At 70.7% G+C, this 15701-nt stretch carries 21 protein-coding genes; 15 read left to right on the plus strand and 6 right to left on the minus strand.

The genetic code is table 11. The annotated features are described in order from the left end of the window. The first annotated feature begins 6 nt into the window (after nt 1-6). Both Q5425_RS14500 and Q5425_RS14505 read left to right on the plus strand, forming a co-directional pair. Nucleotides 7-507, plus strand: coding sequence for a TetR/AcrR family transcriptional regulator (locus tag Q5425_RS14500; protein ID WP_308672721.1), 501 nt, complete (start codon nt 7-9; stop codon nt 505-507). After that, nucleotides 504-968 carry a DUF2867 domain-containing protein gene (locus Q5425_RS14505; protein WP_308672722.1) on the plus strand — a complete coding sequence of 155 codons (465 nt, stop codon included), beginning with the start codon at nt 504-506 and terminating at the stop codon, nt 966-968. The genes Q5425_RS14500 and Q5425_RS14505 overlap by 4 nt, the downstream gene beginning before the upstream one ends. Here Q5425_RS14505 and Q5425_RS14510 read toward each other — a convergent pair. Next, nucleotides 940-1485 (minus strand): NUDIX hydrolase, encoded by a 546-nt coding sequence (locus tag Q5425_RS14510; RefSeq protein WP_308672723.1) that lies wholly within the window; start codon nt 1483-1485, stop codon nt 940-942. The two genes, Q5425_RS14505 and Q5425_RS14510, sit on opposite strands and share 29 nt — an antisense overlap. A 37-nt stretch (nt 1486-1522) precedes the next feature. On the opposite strand from Q5425_RS14510, the gene nucS reads away from it, so the two are divergent. The 10 genes from nucS to Q5425_RS14560 all read left to right on the plus strand — a co-directional run bounded on the left by nucS (nt 1523) and on the right by Q5425_RS14560 (nt 11052). Beyond that, a complete protein-coding gene (gene nucS, locus Q5425_RS14515) occupies nt 1523-2182 on the plus strand; it encodes an endonuclease NucS (RefSeq protein WP_285985896.1) in 660 nt (219 codons plus the stop codon). A gap of 1 nt (nt 2183) precedes the next feature. Continuing rightward, nucleotides 2184-2390, plus strand: a complete 207-nt coding sequence (locus Q5425_RS14520) for a DUF1653 domain-containing protein (protein ID WP_308672724.1) — start codon at nt 2184-2186, stop codon at nt 2388-2390. A 383-nt stretch (nt 2391-2773) separates the two neighbouring features. Then, on the plus strand, nt 2774-3550 hold the full coding sequence (locus tag Q5425_RS14525; protein ID WP_308672725.1) for a hypothetical protein: 777 nt from the start codon (nt 2774-2776) through the stop codon (nt 3548-3550). A gap of 198 nt (nt 3551-3748) precedes the next feature. Next, a complete protein-coding gene (locus Q5425_RS14530) occupies nt 3749-5446 on the plus strand; it encodes a sodium:solute symporter family protein (RefSeq protein ID WP_308672726.1) in 1698 nt (565 codons plus the stop codon). 9 nt (nt 5447-5455) lie between these two features. After that, nucleotides 5456-5746: a hypothetical protein gene (locus Q5425_RS14535; protein WP_308672727.1), complete on the plus strand. Its 291-nt coding sequence runs from the start codon at nt 5456-5458 to the stop codon at nt 5744-5746. A 47-nt stretch (nt 5747-5793) separates the two neighbouring features. Next, nucleotides 5794-6786 (plus strand): DUF3558 domain-containing protein, encoded by a 993-nt coding sequence (locus Q5425_RS14540; RefSeq protein ID WP_308672728.1) that lies wholly within the window; start codon nt 5794-5796, stop codon nt 6784-6786. Nucleotides 6787-6864: 78 nt separating this feature from the next. Then, on the plus strand, nt 6865-7866 hold the full coding sequence (dhaK, locus tag Q5425_RS14545) for a dihydroxyacetone kinase subunit DhaK (protein WP_308672729.1): 1002 nt from the start codon (nt 6865-6867) through the stop codon (nt 7864-7866). Next, entirely contained in the window at nt 7866-8495 is a 630-nt protein-coding gene (gene dhaL / locus Q5425_RS14550; protein WP_308672730.1) for a dihydroxyacetone kinase subunit DhaL, read from the plus strand. Before dhaK ends, dhaL begins: the two co-directional genes overlap by 1 nt. Beyond that, nucleotides 8492-9163 carry a dihydroxyacetone kinase phosphoryl donor subunit DhaM gene (dhaM, locus tag Q5425_RS14555; protein WP_308672731.1) on the plus strand — a complete coding sequence of 224 codons (672 nt, stop codon included), beginning with the start codon at nt 8492-8494 and terminating at the stop codon, nt 9161-9163. The genes dhaL and dhaM overlap by 4 nt, the downstream gene beginning before the upstream one ends. Before the next feature lie 119 nt (nt 9164-9282). Beyond that, a complete protein-coding gene (locus Q5425_RS14560; protein WP_308672732.1) occupies nt 9283-11052 on the plus strand; it encodes a 3-hydroxybutyryl-CoA dehydrogenase in 1770 nt (589 codons plus the stop codon). Here Q5425_RS14560 and tsaA read toward each other — a convergent pair whose 3' ends face one another. The 3 genes from tsaA to Q5425_RS14575 are packed head-to-tail and all read right to left on the minus strand — an operon-like array spanning nt 11053 to nt 12724. Next, nucleotides 11053-11448: a tRNA (N6-threonylcarbamoyladenosine(37)-N6)-methyltransferase TrmO gene (tsaA, locus tag Q5425_RS14565; RefSeq protein WP_308672878.1), complete on the minus strand. Its 396-nt coding sequence runs from the start codon at nt 11446-11448 to the stop codon at nt 11053-11055. Between the two features lie 11 nt (nt 11449-11459). Continuing rightward, nucleotides 11460-11888 carry a nucleoside deaminase gene (locus tag Q5425_RS14570; RefSeq protein ID WP_308672733.1) on the minus strand — a complete coding sequence of 143 codons (429 nt, stop codon included), beginning with the start codon at nt 11886-11888 and terminating at the stop codon, nt 11460-11462. Then, complete coding sequence (locus Q5425_RS14575) at nt 11885-12724, minus strand: LLM class flavin-dependent oxidoreductase (protein ID WP_308672734.1); 840 nt, start codon at nt 12722-12724, stop codon at nt 11885-11887. Before Q5425_RS14575 ends, Q5425_RS14570 begins: the two co-directional genes overlap by 4 nt. A gap of 93 nt (nt 12725-12817) precedes the next feature. Between Q5425_RS14575 and Q5425_RS14580 the strand changes: the two genes are divergently transcribed. Together Q5425_RS14580 and Q5425_RS14585 are read left to right on the plus strand one after the other, a co-directional pair. Then, nucleotides 12818-13282, plus strand: coding sequence for an Lrp/AsnC family transcriptional regulator (locus Q5425_RS14580; RefSeq protein WP_308672735.1), 465 nt, complete (start codon nt 12818-12820; stop codon nt 13280-13282). Further along, nucleotides 13266-13790, plus strand: a complete 525-nt coding sequence (locus Q5425_RS14585; protein ID WP_308672736.1) for an adenylate kinase — start codon at nt 13266-13268, stop codon at nt 13788-13790. Before Q5425_RS14580 ends, Q5425_RS14585 begins: the two co-directional genes overlap by 17 nt. A gap of 2 nt (nt 13791-13792) precedes the next feature. Here the strand turns inward: Q5425_RS14585 and Q5425_RS14590 are convergent, their stop codons facing one another. Then, nucleotides 13793-14269: an Lrp/AsnC family transcriptional regulator gene (locus Q5425_RS14590; RefSeq protein ID WP_308672737.1), complete on the minus strand. Its 477-nt coding sequence runs from the start codon at nt 14267-14269 to the stop codon at nt 13793-13795. 58 nt (nt 14270-14327) lie between these two features. Between Q5425_RS14590 and Q5425_RS14595 the strand changes: the two genes are divergently transcribed. Next, entirely contained in the window at nt 14328-15446 is a 1119-nt protein-coding gene (locus Q5425_RS14595; RefSeq protein ID WP_308672738.1) for a PLP-dependent transferase, read from the plus strand. Nucleotides 15447-15453: 7 nt separating this feature from the next. On the opposite strand, the gene Q5425_RS14600 is transcribed toward Q5425_RS14595, so the two are convergent. After that, nucleotides 15454-15669 (minus strand): zinc ribbon domain-containing protein, encoded by a 216-nt coding sequence (locus Q5425_RS14600; RefSeq protein WP_308672739.1) that lies wholly within the window; start codon nt 15667-15669, stop codon nt 15454-15456. Nucleotides 15670-15701: the final 32 nt, after the last annotated feature.

Consider the following 15701-nt stretch of genomic DNA (forward strand, 5'->3'; position numbering starts at 1 on the left):
ATGGATATGGTGGGCAAGCGGGACTGGCTGGACGCGGGGTTGGTGCTGCTGGCGGAGCAGGGTGCGCCGTCGGTGACCATCGAGCGGCTGACCGAGCGGCTCGGGCTGTCGAAAGGCTCCTTCTACCACCACTTCAAGGGCATGAGCGGCTACCGCACCGCGCTGCTGGAGCACTTCGAGGCCGAACGCACCACGCGGTTCGTGGCGCAGGCCGAACAGGCGGGCGGCGACCGGCTGCGCACGCTGATGGACCTGGTGACCGCGCCGGGACCCGCTCCCGGGCTCGAGATCGCCGTCCGGGCCTGGGCCTTGCAGGACGCCGAGGCGCGGACGATCCAGGAGCGCATCGATCGCACCCGCGTGGATTACCTGACCGAAGTCTGCGGTGACGCGGAACTCGGCCGGGCGCTGTACCTCGTTGTCGTCGGCGCCGGCCAGGTCGTGCCGCCGCTGTCCGGACGGCGGCTCAGGAGCGCGTTGGAACTCGTACTGGGGAGAACAAGATGACCGAGCCCTACCTCGACGGCGCCGACTACGTCGAATTCAAGGAAATCGAAAGCGAAAACAGCCTGCGCGAGTTCGTCGCCGGTGTCTTCGGCTGGTCGCCGGCCTGGGTGAAGGTCCTGTTCGGCGCCCGGTACCTGCTCACCAAGGCGCTGCGGCTGGACACAGCGTCAGTCCCGCGCTCCGGCCGCCTCCGGCCGGCGGACGTCGGCTTCGAGCCCGGCGACCGCGTGGCGTTCTTCACCGTGCGGGCCGGGGACCCGGAGCACTACCTCGTCGCCGGGGTCGACGACAGCCACCTGACCGGGTACCTGACGGTCGAAGCGGTGCCGCGCGGCTTCCGGCTCGGCACGATCGTGCACTTCCACAACCGCGTCGGCCCGGCCTACTTCACGCTGATCAAGCCGTTCCACCACCTGGTGATCCGCGGGATGCTCAAGGCCGGTGCCGCTCGGCCAGCATGAGCTGCGCCCACGCGGCGATCGACTGCGCGTCGGTGATGTCGCCCGTGAGGATCATCTTCTCGACGTCCGCGCGCGCGAACCACGCGCTGCGCATGTCCTGCTCCTCGTGTTCGCGCTCCGGCTCGCCCTCGGTGATGTCCGTGGCGAGGAACACCCAGCCGCGCTGGCTGCTCATGCCGGCGGCGACGTCGAGCTTGCCGAGCGGGACCATCGAGCCGGCGCGCAGCCCGGTCTCCTCGCGCAGTTCGCGCGCGGCCAGCTCCGCGGGCGGGACGTCGGCGAGGTCCGGTGCGGTGCCCTGCGGGAACTCCCACCGCCGTTCGCCGAGCGGGTAGCGGAACTGCTCGACCAGCCGGAAGCGGTCGCCGTCCTGGGCGATCACCAGCGCGTACGACGGCTTGTCGATCACGCCGTAAATGCCCGCCGAGCCGTCGGGACGGCGGATTTTGTCCTCCCGCACCGTCATCCAGTTGTTCCGGTACACCTCGCGGGACGCGACACGCTGAATGGGGTCCACGCGCCCAGTATCACCGACCCTGTCCTACCCTCCTCGGGTGCGTCTCGTGATCGCGCGGTGCCAGGTCGACTACGCCGGCCGGCTCACCGCCCACCTGCCGATGGCCACCCGCCTGCTGCTCGTCAAGTCCGACGGCTCGGTGTCGGTGCACTCCGACGACCGTGCGTACAAACCGTTGAACTGGATGAGCCCGCCCTGCTGGCTGATCGAGGACGGCAAGCTCTGGATCGTCGAGAACAAACAGGGCGAGAAGCTGGTGATCTCGATCGAGGAGGTCTTCCACGACTACTCCCAGGCCCTGGGCGCGGAACCGGGCCTGCAGAAGGACGGTGTCGAGGCGCACCTGCAGGAACTGCTGGCCGAGCACATCAAGACCCTGGGCGACGGTTACACGCTCGTCCGCCGCGAATTCCCCACGGCGATCGGCCCGGTCGACATCATGGCCCGCGACGCCGACGGCCGCTCGGTGGCGGTCGAGATCAAGCGCCGCGGCGAAATCGACGGCGTCGAGCAGCTGACGCGCTACCTGGAACTGCTCAACCGCGACCCGCTCCTGGCACCGGTGCAGGGCGTGTTCGCAGCCCAGATCATCAAACCGCAGGCCCGCACGCTGGCCGAGGACCGCGGCATCCGCTGCCTGACCCTGGACTACGACGAACTCCGCGGCATCGAGTCCGACGAGTTCCGGCTGTTCTGACGTGCAGCCGGGCCGGTACGTTCACTACAAGGGCGGCGAGTACGAGGTGCTGGGCGTGGCCCGGCACAGCGAAACCGAAGAGGAACTGGTGGTGTACCGGGCCCTCTACGGCGAGCGGGGGCTGTGGGGCCGGCCGGCGGAGATGTTCGGGGAGACGGTCGAGACGCCGGCGGGCGCGGTTCCGCGGTTCCGGCGCGTGGCGGACTGAACGCCTTGCGTTGAAAAATTGACCCTCAGGCTGCCCGAACGGGCGGTCTCGGTGCCGATACCGAATCGATGCCGAAATCGACGTATCTGATTCGCTGATTGTTGCTCCGCCAGGAAATCGTTAACCCGATAGTCGGCCGCGCAGTGAGAAGAAACTTTTTCGGCGCCTTTTGTGCGCTGTTCGGGTGAGTTCGGGTTCTTGTTCGCCGTTGTCGTGCGACACTCGATTCGAGGGGTTCCGCCGGTGCGTCCGGCGTGGCCGGAGGGTGGTGCGCTCGGCCGTCTTTCTTCGTCGTGCCAACGTTTCAGTCCGCCTTCGAGCTCAGGGTGTGCATGTCATCCGGTCGGCGTGCGCGCATTTTCGCTTGCACGGAGGAGGAAGTCATGCGTTATCGCCCACTCGGTTCCGATCCGTCCGACCCGCGCCTGGGCCGGTTCATTCCGGACGACTGGCGGCACGTGGAAAGGTATCCGCTCGGCGCGCTGTCCGACGACGACCGGCCCACCCGCTCGCCCGTTGTGATCGGTGTCAACTGGTACTCGGCGTTCGACCAGCCGGAACAGGACGAAGCCTCCGGCGAGTTCTTCATCGCGAGGGGCGGGGTCGCGAAGCTCGGCCGGATCCGCGGCGGGCACTGCGTGTGCCTCGAGCCGGGCGGCACCCCGGACACCGACGCCTGGTACGCGTTCTACGACCAGGGCCACGAAGGCGCCTGCGTCGGCTTCGGCTGGTCGCGGTGCATGTCGATCTTCAACGGCAGCGAGTACGCGGCCCGCTGGCTCTGGGACTCGGCCAAGAAGCGCGACGAGTGGCCCGAAACCAACCCCGGTGACGAGAACGGCACGTCGGTCCGGGCCGCGGCCGAGGTGCTCAAGGACACCGGGCACGTCCTGTGGGACGAGTCCTACGACGGCGACGACTGGCACACCCGGGAGAAGTACACCGCCGAGGCCAAGCAGGGCATCAAGGCGTTCCGCTGGGCGAAGTCGGTCGACGACGTGCACTCCGTGCTCGCCAACCCGCGGGCCGACGAGCTCGGCGCCGTGCCGATCCTCAACTCCTGGGGCCCGGGCTACCCGCACCGGACCTACCTGCCCGACGCGGTGCTCGCCAAGCTGATCGAGGAGGACGGCGAGGTCGCGGTGCCGACCGACCGGTGAGGTCCAGCCGCTCCCGCGGCGCGTGACGAGGGCGCGTTTCCCCTGGTGGTGACCGGGGGAGGCGCGCCCTCCGGCCATTGTGGACCCGTCAACGTGCCGACCCTGAATCCATGCAGTACTGTCCCGATCCGACGGGATGCTGGTGATTCCTGTCGGATGTTGTCCTCTTTGAAAAAGGTACAGCCGGAGGTGGGTCGGGTGCTCGTCTTAGCCGATGCGAACCTGCGACTCGACGCGAATGCGATCGACTACATCGAGTTGGCGTTCTACTTCGTGCTCGTGCTCGGCATCGGGTACCTGGCGCGACGGCAGGTGTCGAGCAGCCTCGACTTCTTCCTGTCCGGCCGTTCGCTGCCCGCCTGGGTCACCGGCCTGGCGTTCATCTCGGCGAACCTCGGCGCGGTCGAGGTCATGGGCATGTCGGCCAACGGCGCCCAGTACGGCCTGCCGACCGTGCACTACTTCTGGATCGGCGCCATCCCGGCGATGCTGTTCCTCGGCATCGTGATGATGCCCTTCTACTACGGCTCCAAGGTCCGCAGTGTCCCGGAGTTCATGCGGCGGCGCTTCGGCAAGCCGGCCCACTTGGTCAACGGCGTCAGCTTCGCCGCGGCCCAGATCCTCATCGCGGGCGCGAACCTCTTCCTGCTGGCCAGCGTGGTGAACCTGCTGCTGGGCTGGCCGCTGTGGGTGTCGATCATCATCGCCGCCGCGATCGTGCTCTCCTACACCGCGCTCGGTGGCCTCTCCGCCGCGATCTACAACGAGGTCTTGCAGTTCTTCGTGATCGTCATCGCGCTGGTGCCGCTGACGATCATCGGCCTGGTCAAGGTCGGCGGCTGGCAGGGACTGGTCGACAAGGTGACCAACAGCCCGGGCGGCTCCGCGCAGCTGCACTCGTGGCCCGGTGACAACCTGACCGGCTTCGGCAACAGCGTGCTTTCGGTGCTGGGCATCGTCTTCGGCCTCGGGTTCGTGCTCTCCTTCGGTTACTGGACGACGAACTTCGTCGAGGTCCAGCGCGCGATGGCGTCGAAGAGCATGTCCGCCGCGCGGCGCACGCCGATCATCGGCGCGTTCCCGAAGATGTTCGTCCCGTTCATCGTGATCATCCCCGGCATGATCGCCGCGGTCACGGTGTCCGAGTACGTCAAGGAGAAGCAGGTGCTGCTCGACGGCGGCACGGCCGAAAGCGGCGTCACCTTCAACAACGCGCTCCTGCTGCTGATGCGCGACCTCCTGCCGAACGGCATGCTCGGCATCGCCATCGCCGGTCTGCTCGCGTCCTTCATGGCCGGCATGGCGGCGAACCTGAGCTCGTTCAACACGGTCTTCACGTACGACATCTGGCAGACGTACGTGAAGAAGGACAAGCCGGACCACTACTACCTGAACCTGGGCCGCATCGTGACGTCGGCCGGCACGATCCTCGCGATCGGCACCGCCTTCATCGCGTCGAACTCCGGCAACATCCTGAACTACCTGCAGGACCTGTTCTCCTTCTTCAACGCGCCGCTGTTCGCGACCTTCATCCTCGGCATGTTCTGGAAGCGGATGACCCCGCACGCCGGCTGGAGCGGCCTGGTGCTCGGCACCGCGTCCGCGATCACCGTGTGGGGCCTCTCGCAGGCCGGGGTACTCGGCCTCACCGGCCAGGGCATCAGCTTCGTCGCCGCCGGGACCGCGTTCGTCGTCGACATCGTGGTGAGCGTCGCCGTCTCGCTGGCGACCAAGCCGAAGCCGGACGAGGAGCTCGTGGGTCTCGTCTACTCGCTGACGCCGAAGGAAACCCGCCGGCACGATTCGACCGGCGAGAACGCGGGCTGGTACCGCAAGCCGGGCCTGCTCGCCGGCATCGTGCTCATCCTGACCATCGCCCTCAACGTCATCTTCTAGGAGGTCGGAATGGCTACCGAGTCGCAGCCGCGCGCACGCAAGGCAGGCGCCTTCGACATCCGGCTGATCATCGCCCTGCTGATCGGCGTCTACGGTGTCATCCTCACCGTCATGGGCATCGGCTTCACCTCCGACGAGGAGATCGCGAAGGCCGCGGGTGTGAACATCAACCTGTGGGCCGGGATCGGCATGCTGGTGGTCTCCGCGCTGTTCGTCATCTGGGCCGTGACCCGCCCGCTCGTCGTGCCGGCCGAGACCGAGACGGAGACGGGCGACACACCGACGGTGGCGGGCGAATAGCCGGGTTGTCCGGACAGCGGCGCGCGGGTGCCGCTACCGTGCATCGCGTGTTCCCAGACGTTCGGCACCGCCGTCTCCCGACGCTGTTCCTGCTGGTCACCGCCCTCGCGCTGCCGTTGACGGCGTGCGGGCAAGACCTCGGCAAGTCCAACTTCGCCCGGACGACGGTGCCCGCGGCGGCCGGCACCGGCCAGGTCGCCGACGGCCCGATCACCGACGCCGCCGTGGCGGCGGACGTCCTCCGCACGATCCAGCCGTGCCAGTTCCTGACCAAGGACGCCCTCGGCGCGCTGGGCCTCGGTACGGTCGAAGCCGACCCGTCGCCGTCGTCGATCGCCTTCGACAAGTGCAGCAACAAGGTGAAGGACCCCGGCGGCAAGGAGATCCGGTTCGCGCTCGAGATCGGCAGCACCACGGCGCCGCGGGCCGACAAGACGACCGGGCAGGCCGGCGGGCTCCCGTTGCGCGTGAACAAGACCGGCGACACCGACTGCACCGTCGCGGCGATGACGGCGTTGAACCCCGACCTGGCGCTCGCGGTGTCGGTCACCTACGCCGGTGATCCCTGCCGCCCCGGCCAGACCCTGGTGAACGCCGTCGTCCAAAAGGTGCACAACTCGCCGGAGAAGTACTCGACGCCTTCGGGCACCGTGCTGACCGCCGACCCGTGCGCGATGGCCGACACCGCGGTGGTGGCCGCCGCCGTGCCGTCCGCGAAGTCCGCGCCCTCGGGCCTGCACTCGTGCGAGTGGCGGGACCGGGGCCCGGCGGTGACGGTCGGGTTCCTGCCGGGCCTGCCCCCGATCGTCGGCGACGGTTACTCCAAGGTGGACCTCGGCAACGGCGTGACCGCGTTCCAGAAGCAGGCGACCGAGGGTTCGGCCCGGTGCAAGGTCCAGTGGCAGCACCGGCCGTGGCAGGGCGACGACGTCGAACTGGCCCAGGTGGACTACCAGGGCTACGACGACGACAACGGCGACCCGTGCGGCAAGGCGGTGACCGTCGCGAAGAACGTGGTCACCAAGCTCCCCAAACCTTGATCCGGTCCTGACCTGGCGGCAGCCCGCGCGGGGAGGTAGGAAGGGGACACCCCACCCGCCGATGTGCCGGAGGCTGCCGTGAAGAAGATCATCAACGATCCGGCGAACGTGGTCGCCGAGTCGCTGCGGGGGCTCGCCGCCGCGCACGCCGACATCCTCCGCGTCCAGTACGACCCGGACGTCGTGATCAGAGCCGGCGCGCCGGTCGCGGGCAGGGTCGCCGTGATCTCCGGCGGCGGGTCCGGGCACGAGCCGCTGCACGGTGGCTTCGTCGGCCACGGCATGCTCGCCGCCGCCGTGCCCGGCGCGGTGTTCACCTCGCCGACCCCGGACGCGGTGCAGGCCGCCGTCACCGCGACCACCGGCGACGCGGGTGCCCTGCTCATCGTGAAGAACTACACCGGCGACGTGCTGAACTTCGAGACGGCCGCCGAGCTGGCCGCCGCCGAGGGCCTCGAGGTCCGCAGCGTCGTGATCGACGACGACGTCGCGGTCAAGGACTCGACGTACACCGCGGGCCGCCGCGGGGTCGGCGGCACGGTGCTGCTGGAGAAGATCACCGGTGCCGCCGCCGAGCGCGGCGACTCCCTCGACGCCGTGACCGCGCTGGCGCAGAAGGTGATCGGCCAGGTCCGGTCGATCGGTGTCGCGCTCACCGCGCCGACCGTGCCGCACGCCGGCACCCCGAGCTTCGACCTCGACGAGGACGAGGTCGAGTTCGGCATCGGCATCCACGGTGAACCCGGCCGCGAGCGGATCCCGCTGGAACCGGCCGATGCGCTGGTGGCGCGGATGGTCGAGGCGGTCGTTTCGGATCTGCCGTTCGCCGCGGGCGACCGCGTGCTGCTGTTCACCAACTCGATGGGGGGCACCCCGCTCGTCGAGCTGTACCTGGCCCACGGCATCGCCGAGCGGCTGCTGGCCGACCGTGGGATCGTGGTCGAGCGCCGGCTGGTCGGCCCGTACATCACCAGCCTCGAGATGCAGGGGATGAGTCTGACGTTGCTCAAACTGGACGACGAGCTGACCGAGCTGTGGGACGCCCCGGTCAACACCGCGGCGCTGCGGTGGGGGCTCTGATGGCCTGCACGGCCGAGGGGGTCGCGGCGGCGGTGCGCGCCGCCGCGGCGGTGATCGCCGAGCACCGCGTGGAGCTGATCGACCTCGACCGCGCGATCGGCGACGGCGACCACGGCGAGAACCTGAACCGCGGCTTCACGGCCGTCGTGGCGGCCCTCGACGCGGGTGCGCCGGACACACCGGGCGGGGTGCTGAAGCTCGTCGCGACGACGTTGATCTCCAAGGTCGGCGGAGCCGCGGGCCCGTTGTACGGCACGGCTTTCCTGCGTGCCTCGGCCAAGCTGGGCACCGCGGGTGACCTGGACGTCCCGGCGTTGCTCGACGCGCTGCGTGCCGGCCTCGAAGGCGTCCAGGCCCGCGGCAAGGCGGTGGGCGGCGACGCGACCATGGTCGACGCCCTGATCCCCGCGGTGTCGGCCGCGGAGAAGGCGGCCGGGGACGGCGGGGACGTCGCCGCGGTGCTGACCGCGGCGGCCGACGCGGCCGACGGCGGTGCGGAGTCCACGGTGGACCTGGTGCCCCGGAAGGGCCGCGCCTCCTACCTCGGCGAGCGCGCGGTCGGGCACCTGGATCCCGGCGCCCGGTCGTCGGCGCTGCTGCTGCGCGCGTTCGCGGAGGCGGCCCGGTGAGCGTGGGAATCGTGCTCGTGTCGCACAGCGCCAAGCTCGCCGAAGGCCTGGCCGAGCTGGCCGCCCAGATGGCGCCGGACGTCACCATCCGTCCAGCCGGTGGCCTGGCCGACGGCTCGATCGGCACGGACTACGACGAGGTCGTCGCCGCCACCCAGCGCGCCGACTCCGGCGACGGCGTCGTGCTGCTCTACGACCTGGGCAGCGCCCAGATGACGGCCGAACTCGCCGTCGAATCGCTGGCCGATCCCTCGGCCGCGATCGTCGCGGACGGCCCGCTGGTCGAGGGCGCGATCGCGGCGGCGGTCGCCGCGCAGGCCGGCGAGGACCGCACGGCGGTGGCGGAAGCCGCCGCGGCGGCCGGGATCCCCGAGGACCTGGCGCCGGCCGAGCCCGCGGCCGACGCCGCCGAAACCGAGCTGGAGCTGCGCAACGAGGTCGGGTTGCACGCCCGGCCGGCCGGGTTGCTGGTGCGCACGCTGAGCGGGATCGACGCCGAAGTCTCCGTGCGGCTCGGCGACCAGGAGGCCGACGGCCACAGCGTGCTGGCCCTGATGTCGCTGGGCGCCCGTCAGGGCGACCGGATCCGCGTGCGGGCGCGCGGACCCCAGGCGGAAGCCGCGTTGGCCAAGGTCAAGGAGCTGGTGGACGGCAATTTCGGTGAGTGAAGCCGGGTGCTCGGCCGGGTGACTTGAGCCGTACTGACTCGATTCCGTCTGGGCTTCCGGTGGTGCCGCGTGGCAGTATCGAGGCCAATTACCAGCGAGTAACATCTCTGGAGGCCTTGATGGCGCGGGACATCTCGACGGTCGGAGTGGTGGGCCTGGGCACCATGGGGGCCGGCATCGCCGAAGTGCTCGCGCGCAGCGGGCTCGACGTCGTCACGGTCGAGCTCGACGAGGCGGGGGTCGCCCGCGGCCGCGGCCACCTCGAGCACTCCACCGAACGGGCGCTCTCCGGCGGCAAGCTCGATGCGCCCGGGCGTGCGGCGCTGTTGGGCCGGATCCGGTACAGCACGTCGCTGTCGGATCTGTCCGAAGTGGACCTGGTGATCGAGGCGATCCCGGAAAGCCTCGAACTGAAGGCCGACGTCTTCACCGAGCTCGACAAGATCACCCGGCCCGAAGTGGTGTTCGCGTCCAACACGTCGTCGCTGTCGATCACCGAGATCGGCGTGCACACCGCGCGTCCCGGCAAGGTCGTCGGCATGCACTTCTTCAACCCGGCGCCGGTGCAGAAGCTCGTCGAGATCGTCAAGACCGTGGTGACCGAGCCGGACGTGGTCGCCGAAGTGGTCGAGTTCGCCGAGCGGCTCGGCAAGGTGCCGGTGGTGATCGGCGACCGGGCCGGGTTCATCGCGAACGCGCTGCTGTTCGGCTACCTCAACCACGCGGTCCGGATGTACGAGCAGCGCTACGCCACCCGCGAGGACCTCGACGCCGCGATGCGCTTCGGCTGCGGTTACCCGATGGGCCCGCTCGCGCTGCTCGACCTGATCGGCCTGGACACCGCGAACGAAATTCTCGACACGATGTACCACCAGTCCCGCAACCGGCTGCACGCGCCCGCGCCGCTGCTCAAGCAGATGATCACGGCGGGCTTGCTGGGCCGCAAGACCGGCCGGGGCTTCTACACCTACGACGCCCCGGACTCGCCCAACGTGGTCTCGGACGCGGCGGCCGTGTCTACTGTGGACACCGTGCCGCCGCGGCCGGTGGCGCGGGTCGGTGTGGTCGGGACGGGCACGATGGCCACCGGCATCGCCGAGGTGTTCGCCAAGCGCGGCCTCGACGTCGTGCTGCGCGCCCGGAGCCTGGAGAAGGCGCAGGCGTCCGTGGCGAAGGTGAAGAAGTCGCTCGACAAGGCCGTGGTCAAGGGCAAACTGTCCGAAGAGGACGCTGCGCTCGCGTTGGCGCGCATCACCCCGGTCACCGACTTCGAGGCACTGGCCGACGTCGACCTCGTCGTCGAGGCGGTGGCCGAAGAGCTGTCGGTCAAGCAGGCGGTGTTCGCGGCACTGGACGAGGTCGTCCGCCCCGGCGCGGTCCTGGCGACGACGACGTCCTCGCTGCCGGTGATCGAGTGCGCGGCAGCGACGTCCCGCCCGGCCGACGTGGTCGGTCTCCACTTCTTCAACCCGGCCCCGGTGATGAAGCTGGTCGAAGTGGTGTCGACGATCGCGACCGCCCCGGACGTGGTGGCGACGGCGAGCGCGGTCTGCGCCGCGGTGGGCAAGCACGCCGTGCACTGCGGTGACCGGGCGGGCTTCATCGTCAACGCGCTGCTGTTCCCGTACTTGAACGACGCGGTGAAGATGCTGGAAGCCCACTACGCGGGCGCGGACGACATCGACACGGCCATGAAGGTCGGCTGCGGCCTGCCGATGGGCCCGTTCGAGCTGCTGGACGTCGTCGGCCTCGACGTCTCCCTGGCCATCCAGCGGACGCTCTACAACGAGTTCCGCGAGGAAGGCTTCGCGCCGGCGCCGCTGCTGGAGCACCTGGTGACGGCCGGTCGGCTCGGCCGCAAGACCGGGAAGGGCTTCAAGGACTACTGATCAGCGCTCGGCCACCTCGCCGAGGACCGGTTTCACGTCCAGCACCGGCGTGCCGTCGATGGCTTCCGACCCCGTGACGGTGAGCGCGCCCTCCTCGACCGCCGTCACCGTCACGGTGTGGAGGCCGATCGGGTTCGGGCGGTCCGGGGACCGGGTCGAGAACACCCCGGTGCTCGGGCGGTCCCGGTCGCCGCGCGGGTGGACCGCCTGGACGTCGCGGTCCGCCTCGTGCAGCCAGGTCAGCAGCACCAGGCGGTCGCCGGGGCGGAGGTCGGCCGCGGCCGCGTGGAACTCCGGCGCGAACACCACCCGGGACGGCGGCGCGCCCTCGTCGCCCTGCTTCGGAGCCGTCGCGCGGTCCGTCAGGGACGACTCGATGCGCGCCACCGGGCGCACCTGGTAACCCGTCACTGGTAGTAGCCCTCGACCGGCACGCGGGCCTCGTCGAACAGGGCGGGGCCCTCCAGCTGGTGCTTGCCCCACGTGACCGGCGGGCGCAGGGTGAGGAACTGCTCGGTCGACAGCGCGAAGACGACCCGCCCCAGCCCGGACCGCTCGATCGCCCCGGTGCACATCCCGCACGGCTGCGTGCTGGTGAACATCGTCGTGGCCGCCGCGGTTTCCGGGTCCAGGTTCTGCGCTGCCCAGCGGGCGAGCTTCAGCTCCGGGTGGGCCGTGATGTCGTTGTCGGTCAGCGAGGTGTTGCGGTCCTCGGCCAGTACCTTCCCGTCGGCGTCGGCCAGCAGGGAGCCGAACGGCGGGTTGCCGTGTTCCTCGCGCGCTTCGCGGGCGAGCTCGATCGCCCGCCGCAGCAGGGCTTCTTCGGTGTCCTTCACAGGTTCTCCCTCCAGGATGCGGCTACCGCCGCGAGGTCACGCCACGCCACCTCCGGGTGCAGCGTTTCGGCCGGGTCCGCGTCGAACGGGTCGAGCACGACGGTGTCCGCCCCCAGTGCTCGCAGCTGCGCCAGGTCCTCGAGGACCTGGTCGAGCGTGCCTTCCCCGGCGCGCCGGTCCGGGCCGGTCACCGGGGCCGCGGTCACCCGCAGCAGGATCCGCGGCGCGAAGGCGGGCACCGGCCGGTCGCCCGCCAGCTTTTCCAGGCGCGCCAGCCCGTCCCGGAACCCGGCCGGCGTCAGCCGCAGCGGGTGCCACGCGTCGCCGAGCTCGACCGCGCGGCGCAGCCCGGCGTCGCTGTGCCCGCCCAGCCACAACGGGATCGGCCCTGCGCGGTAGTCGTCGCGGTCGGCCCACGCGGCGCGGATCGTCCGCAGGTACTCGGTGGTGAGCTTGCCGCGCCCCTCGAACGGCACGCCCAGCGCGTCGAACTCCTGCTTCGCCCAGCCGATGCCGGCGCCGAGCACGAACCGGCCGCCGCTGAGGGCGTCGAGGGTCGCCGCCATCCGCGCCACCAGCAGGGGGTGCCGGTACGGCACGACCAGCACGGTCGTGCCCAGCCGCACCCGCTGCGTGACGCCGGCCAGCCACGACAGCGTCGTGAACGGCTCGTAGAACGGCGCCGGGTACTGCTCGGCGACGTCCGGCGTGATGGCGACGTGGTCGGACACCATCAGCAGGTCGTAGCCGAGCCCTTCCACCGTCTGCGCCCAGGCGCGCAGGACGCCCGGGTCCGTGCCGGGTCCGAAATTGGGGACGTTCACGCCGATCTTCACCGCAAAAGGCTATCGACGCACCGGCTCCGACCGGAAGGGATCGATCACGGCGTTCCGCCCGTTCCGCCGTGGATCCCACGGTATGTTCGCCGGATGACCGAGAGCCTCGATCCGACGGACTGGGCCATCCTGGCCGAGCTCCAGCGCGACGCCCGGCTGCCGCTCACCGAGCTCGGCCGCCGGGTGAACCTCAGCGCGTCCGCGGCGACCGAGCGGCTCCGGCGGCTCGAGACGGCCGGCGTGATCACCGGCTACCGCGCGGAAATCGACCTCGGCAAGGTCGGCTACCCGGTGCTCGCCGTGGTCCGGCTCAAGTACCCGGGCAGCCGCCACGAGCCGTTGCACAAGCTGCTCGGCGAGCGCTCCGAGATCCTCGAGTGCCTGCGCACCACCGGCGACGACTGCTACACGCTCAAGATCGCCGCGGCCTCCATGGCCCACCTCGAGCAGACGGTGGACGAGCTGGCCCAGTTCGGCAGCACGACCACGAACCTGGTCTACAGCCAGACGCAGCCCTACCGCGGGCCGCGGGAGCCCGCCCGTGAGCTCGGTGCCTGACCGCATCGTCGTCGTCGGCGTGACGGGCTCGGGCAAGTCGACGCTCGCGGCCCGGATCGCCGAGCGGACCGGCCTGCCCCACCACTGCGCGGACGACATCGGCTGGCAGCCGGGCTGGGTCGGCACCCCCGACGACGAGCAGCGCCGCCGGATCGCCGAGGTGTGCGCGCAGGAGCGCTGGGTCCTCGACGCCGTCTACAGCAAGTGGCAGGACATCGTCCTGCCCCGCACGCAGCTGATCGTCGGCCTCGACTACCCGCGCTGGCTTTCGCTGGGCCGCCTGGTGCGCCGGACGTTGGTGCGGGCGGTGACGCGCAAGCGGATCTGCAACGGGAACGTCGAGTCGTTCCGCCAGATGTTTTCCGCCGACTCGATCATCCGCTGGCACTTCCGGTCGTTCGCGAAGAAGCGGGCGCGCATCCGCGCCTGGGCCGCCGAGCCGCCCGGAGCGGTCGTCGTGCGGTTGACGTCGCCGCGCGAGACCCGCCGCTGGCTGGAGAGCCTCTGACGTCAGGATCCCGGCGGCAGCAGCGGGCCGCCGCTCCAGTGCTGGAACACCAGGTTGGTGTGGACGCGCGCGACCTCGTCCCGCGCGGTCAGCTCGTCGAGGACCAGGCGCTGCAGCTCCCCGGCGGAGCTGGTCGCGACGTGCGCGAGGAAGTCGTCCGGCCCGGTCAGGTGGTAGACCGCGCGCACCTCCGGCAGCGACAGCAGGTGCTCGATGAACGGGTCCACCAGCGGCCGCCGGTGCGGGCGGACCTGGACGAAGAGGAACGCCTCCAGCGGACGGCCCAGCTTGGCCGCGTCGACCGACGCGTGCTGGCCGGTGATGACGCCGGTGTCCCGCAGCCGGGCGACGCGGTCCAGGCACGTCGACGGCGCGATGCCGACCGCGGCCGCCAGGTCCTTGTTGGTGATCCGGGCGTCGTTCTGCAGCAGCCGCAGAATCTCGAGATCAACCGGGCTCAGTTCGACGGAATCGGACATCGTCGAATGATATCCGAGACTGTTGCTCCCGGCCCGTGGAAAGCTCGACCATGCTGGCATGACTTCCTCGCTGCGCACGCGAGCCGTCCACGCCGGCCGTGACGACCTCACGGACCTCGGCGTGCACGCCGCTCCGCTCGACCTGTCCACGACCTACCCGTCCCGCGACAGTGCCGCCGAAGCCGCCCGGATCGACGCCTTCGCCGCCGGCGTCGAGCTCGACGGCCCGCCGATCTACGGCCGGGTGGGCAACCCGACCGTCGAACGGTTCGAGCGGGCCCTCGCCGAGCTCGAGGGTTTCGACCACGGCGTCGCGTTCGCCAGCGGCATGGCCGCCGTCTCGGCGTGCCTGCTTTCCGCGGTGGCGCAGGGGAAACGGCACGTCGTCGCCGTGCGCCCGCTGTACGGCTGCAGCGATCACCTGCTCGAGTCCGGGCTGCACGGCACCGAGGTCACCTGGGCCGCGCCCGACGCCGTCGCTGCCGCGCTGCGGCCGGACACCGGGCTCGTGTTCGTGGAGACCCCGGCGAACCCGACCCTGGCCGAAGTGGACATCGCCGAGCTGGCTCGTGCTTGCGGAGAGGTGCCGCTGGCGGTCGACAACACGTTCGCCACGCCGGTCCTGCAGCGGCCCGGCCGCCACGGCGCCCGGATGGTGCTGCACAGCGCAACGAAGTTCCTCGGCGGCCACGGCGACGTGATGGGCGGGATCGTCGCGTGTGACGCGCCGGAAGCGGCGCGGCTGCGCCAGATCCGCTTCGCGACCGGCGGCGTGCTGCACCCGCTCGCCGGATACCTGTTGCTGCGCGGGCTTTCCACGCTGCCGCTGCGGGTCGACGCCGCGTCCGCGACGGCGACGGTACTGGCCGCACGGCTGGGCGAGCACCCGGCCGTGACCGCCGTCCACCACCCGCGGATCGGCGGGCCACTGGTGGCGTTCGAGGTCGACGGCGATCCCCACGCCCTGATCGGCGCGGTCCGGCTGATCACGCCGGCCGTCAGCCTCGGCAGCGTCGACACGCTGATCCAGCACCCGGGCTCGATCAGCCACCGGATCGTCGGCGAGGACGACCGCCACGGCGCCGGGGTGTCCGACCAGCTGCTCCGCCTGTCCGTCGGCCTCGAGGACGTCGAGGACCTGTGGGCCGATCTCGAGCAGGCGCTGAAAGCTCTCTGAGCCGGGCTCAGCCGCAGCAGCCGCCGCCGCCGCAGCAGCCACCGCCGCCACCGGCCGGGGCCGCGGAACCACTCGCGGCCCCGGTGAGGGCGACCGTGGTGAGCAGCTTGACGGTGTCGGCGTGGCCCTCCGGGCAGGCCGCCGGCGCACCGGATTCGCTCATCGGGCGCAGGAGCTCGAACGTCTCGGTGCACTCGCGGCAGCGGTAGGCGTAGGTCGGCATACCGCGATTATCGCCGGACGCGCCCGTGGATG

This window comes from Amycolatopsis sp. A133, assembly GCF_031082405.1.
Lineage (GTDB): Bacteria > Actinomycetota > Actinomycetes > Mycobacteriales > Pseudonocardiaceae > Amycolatopsis.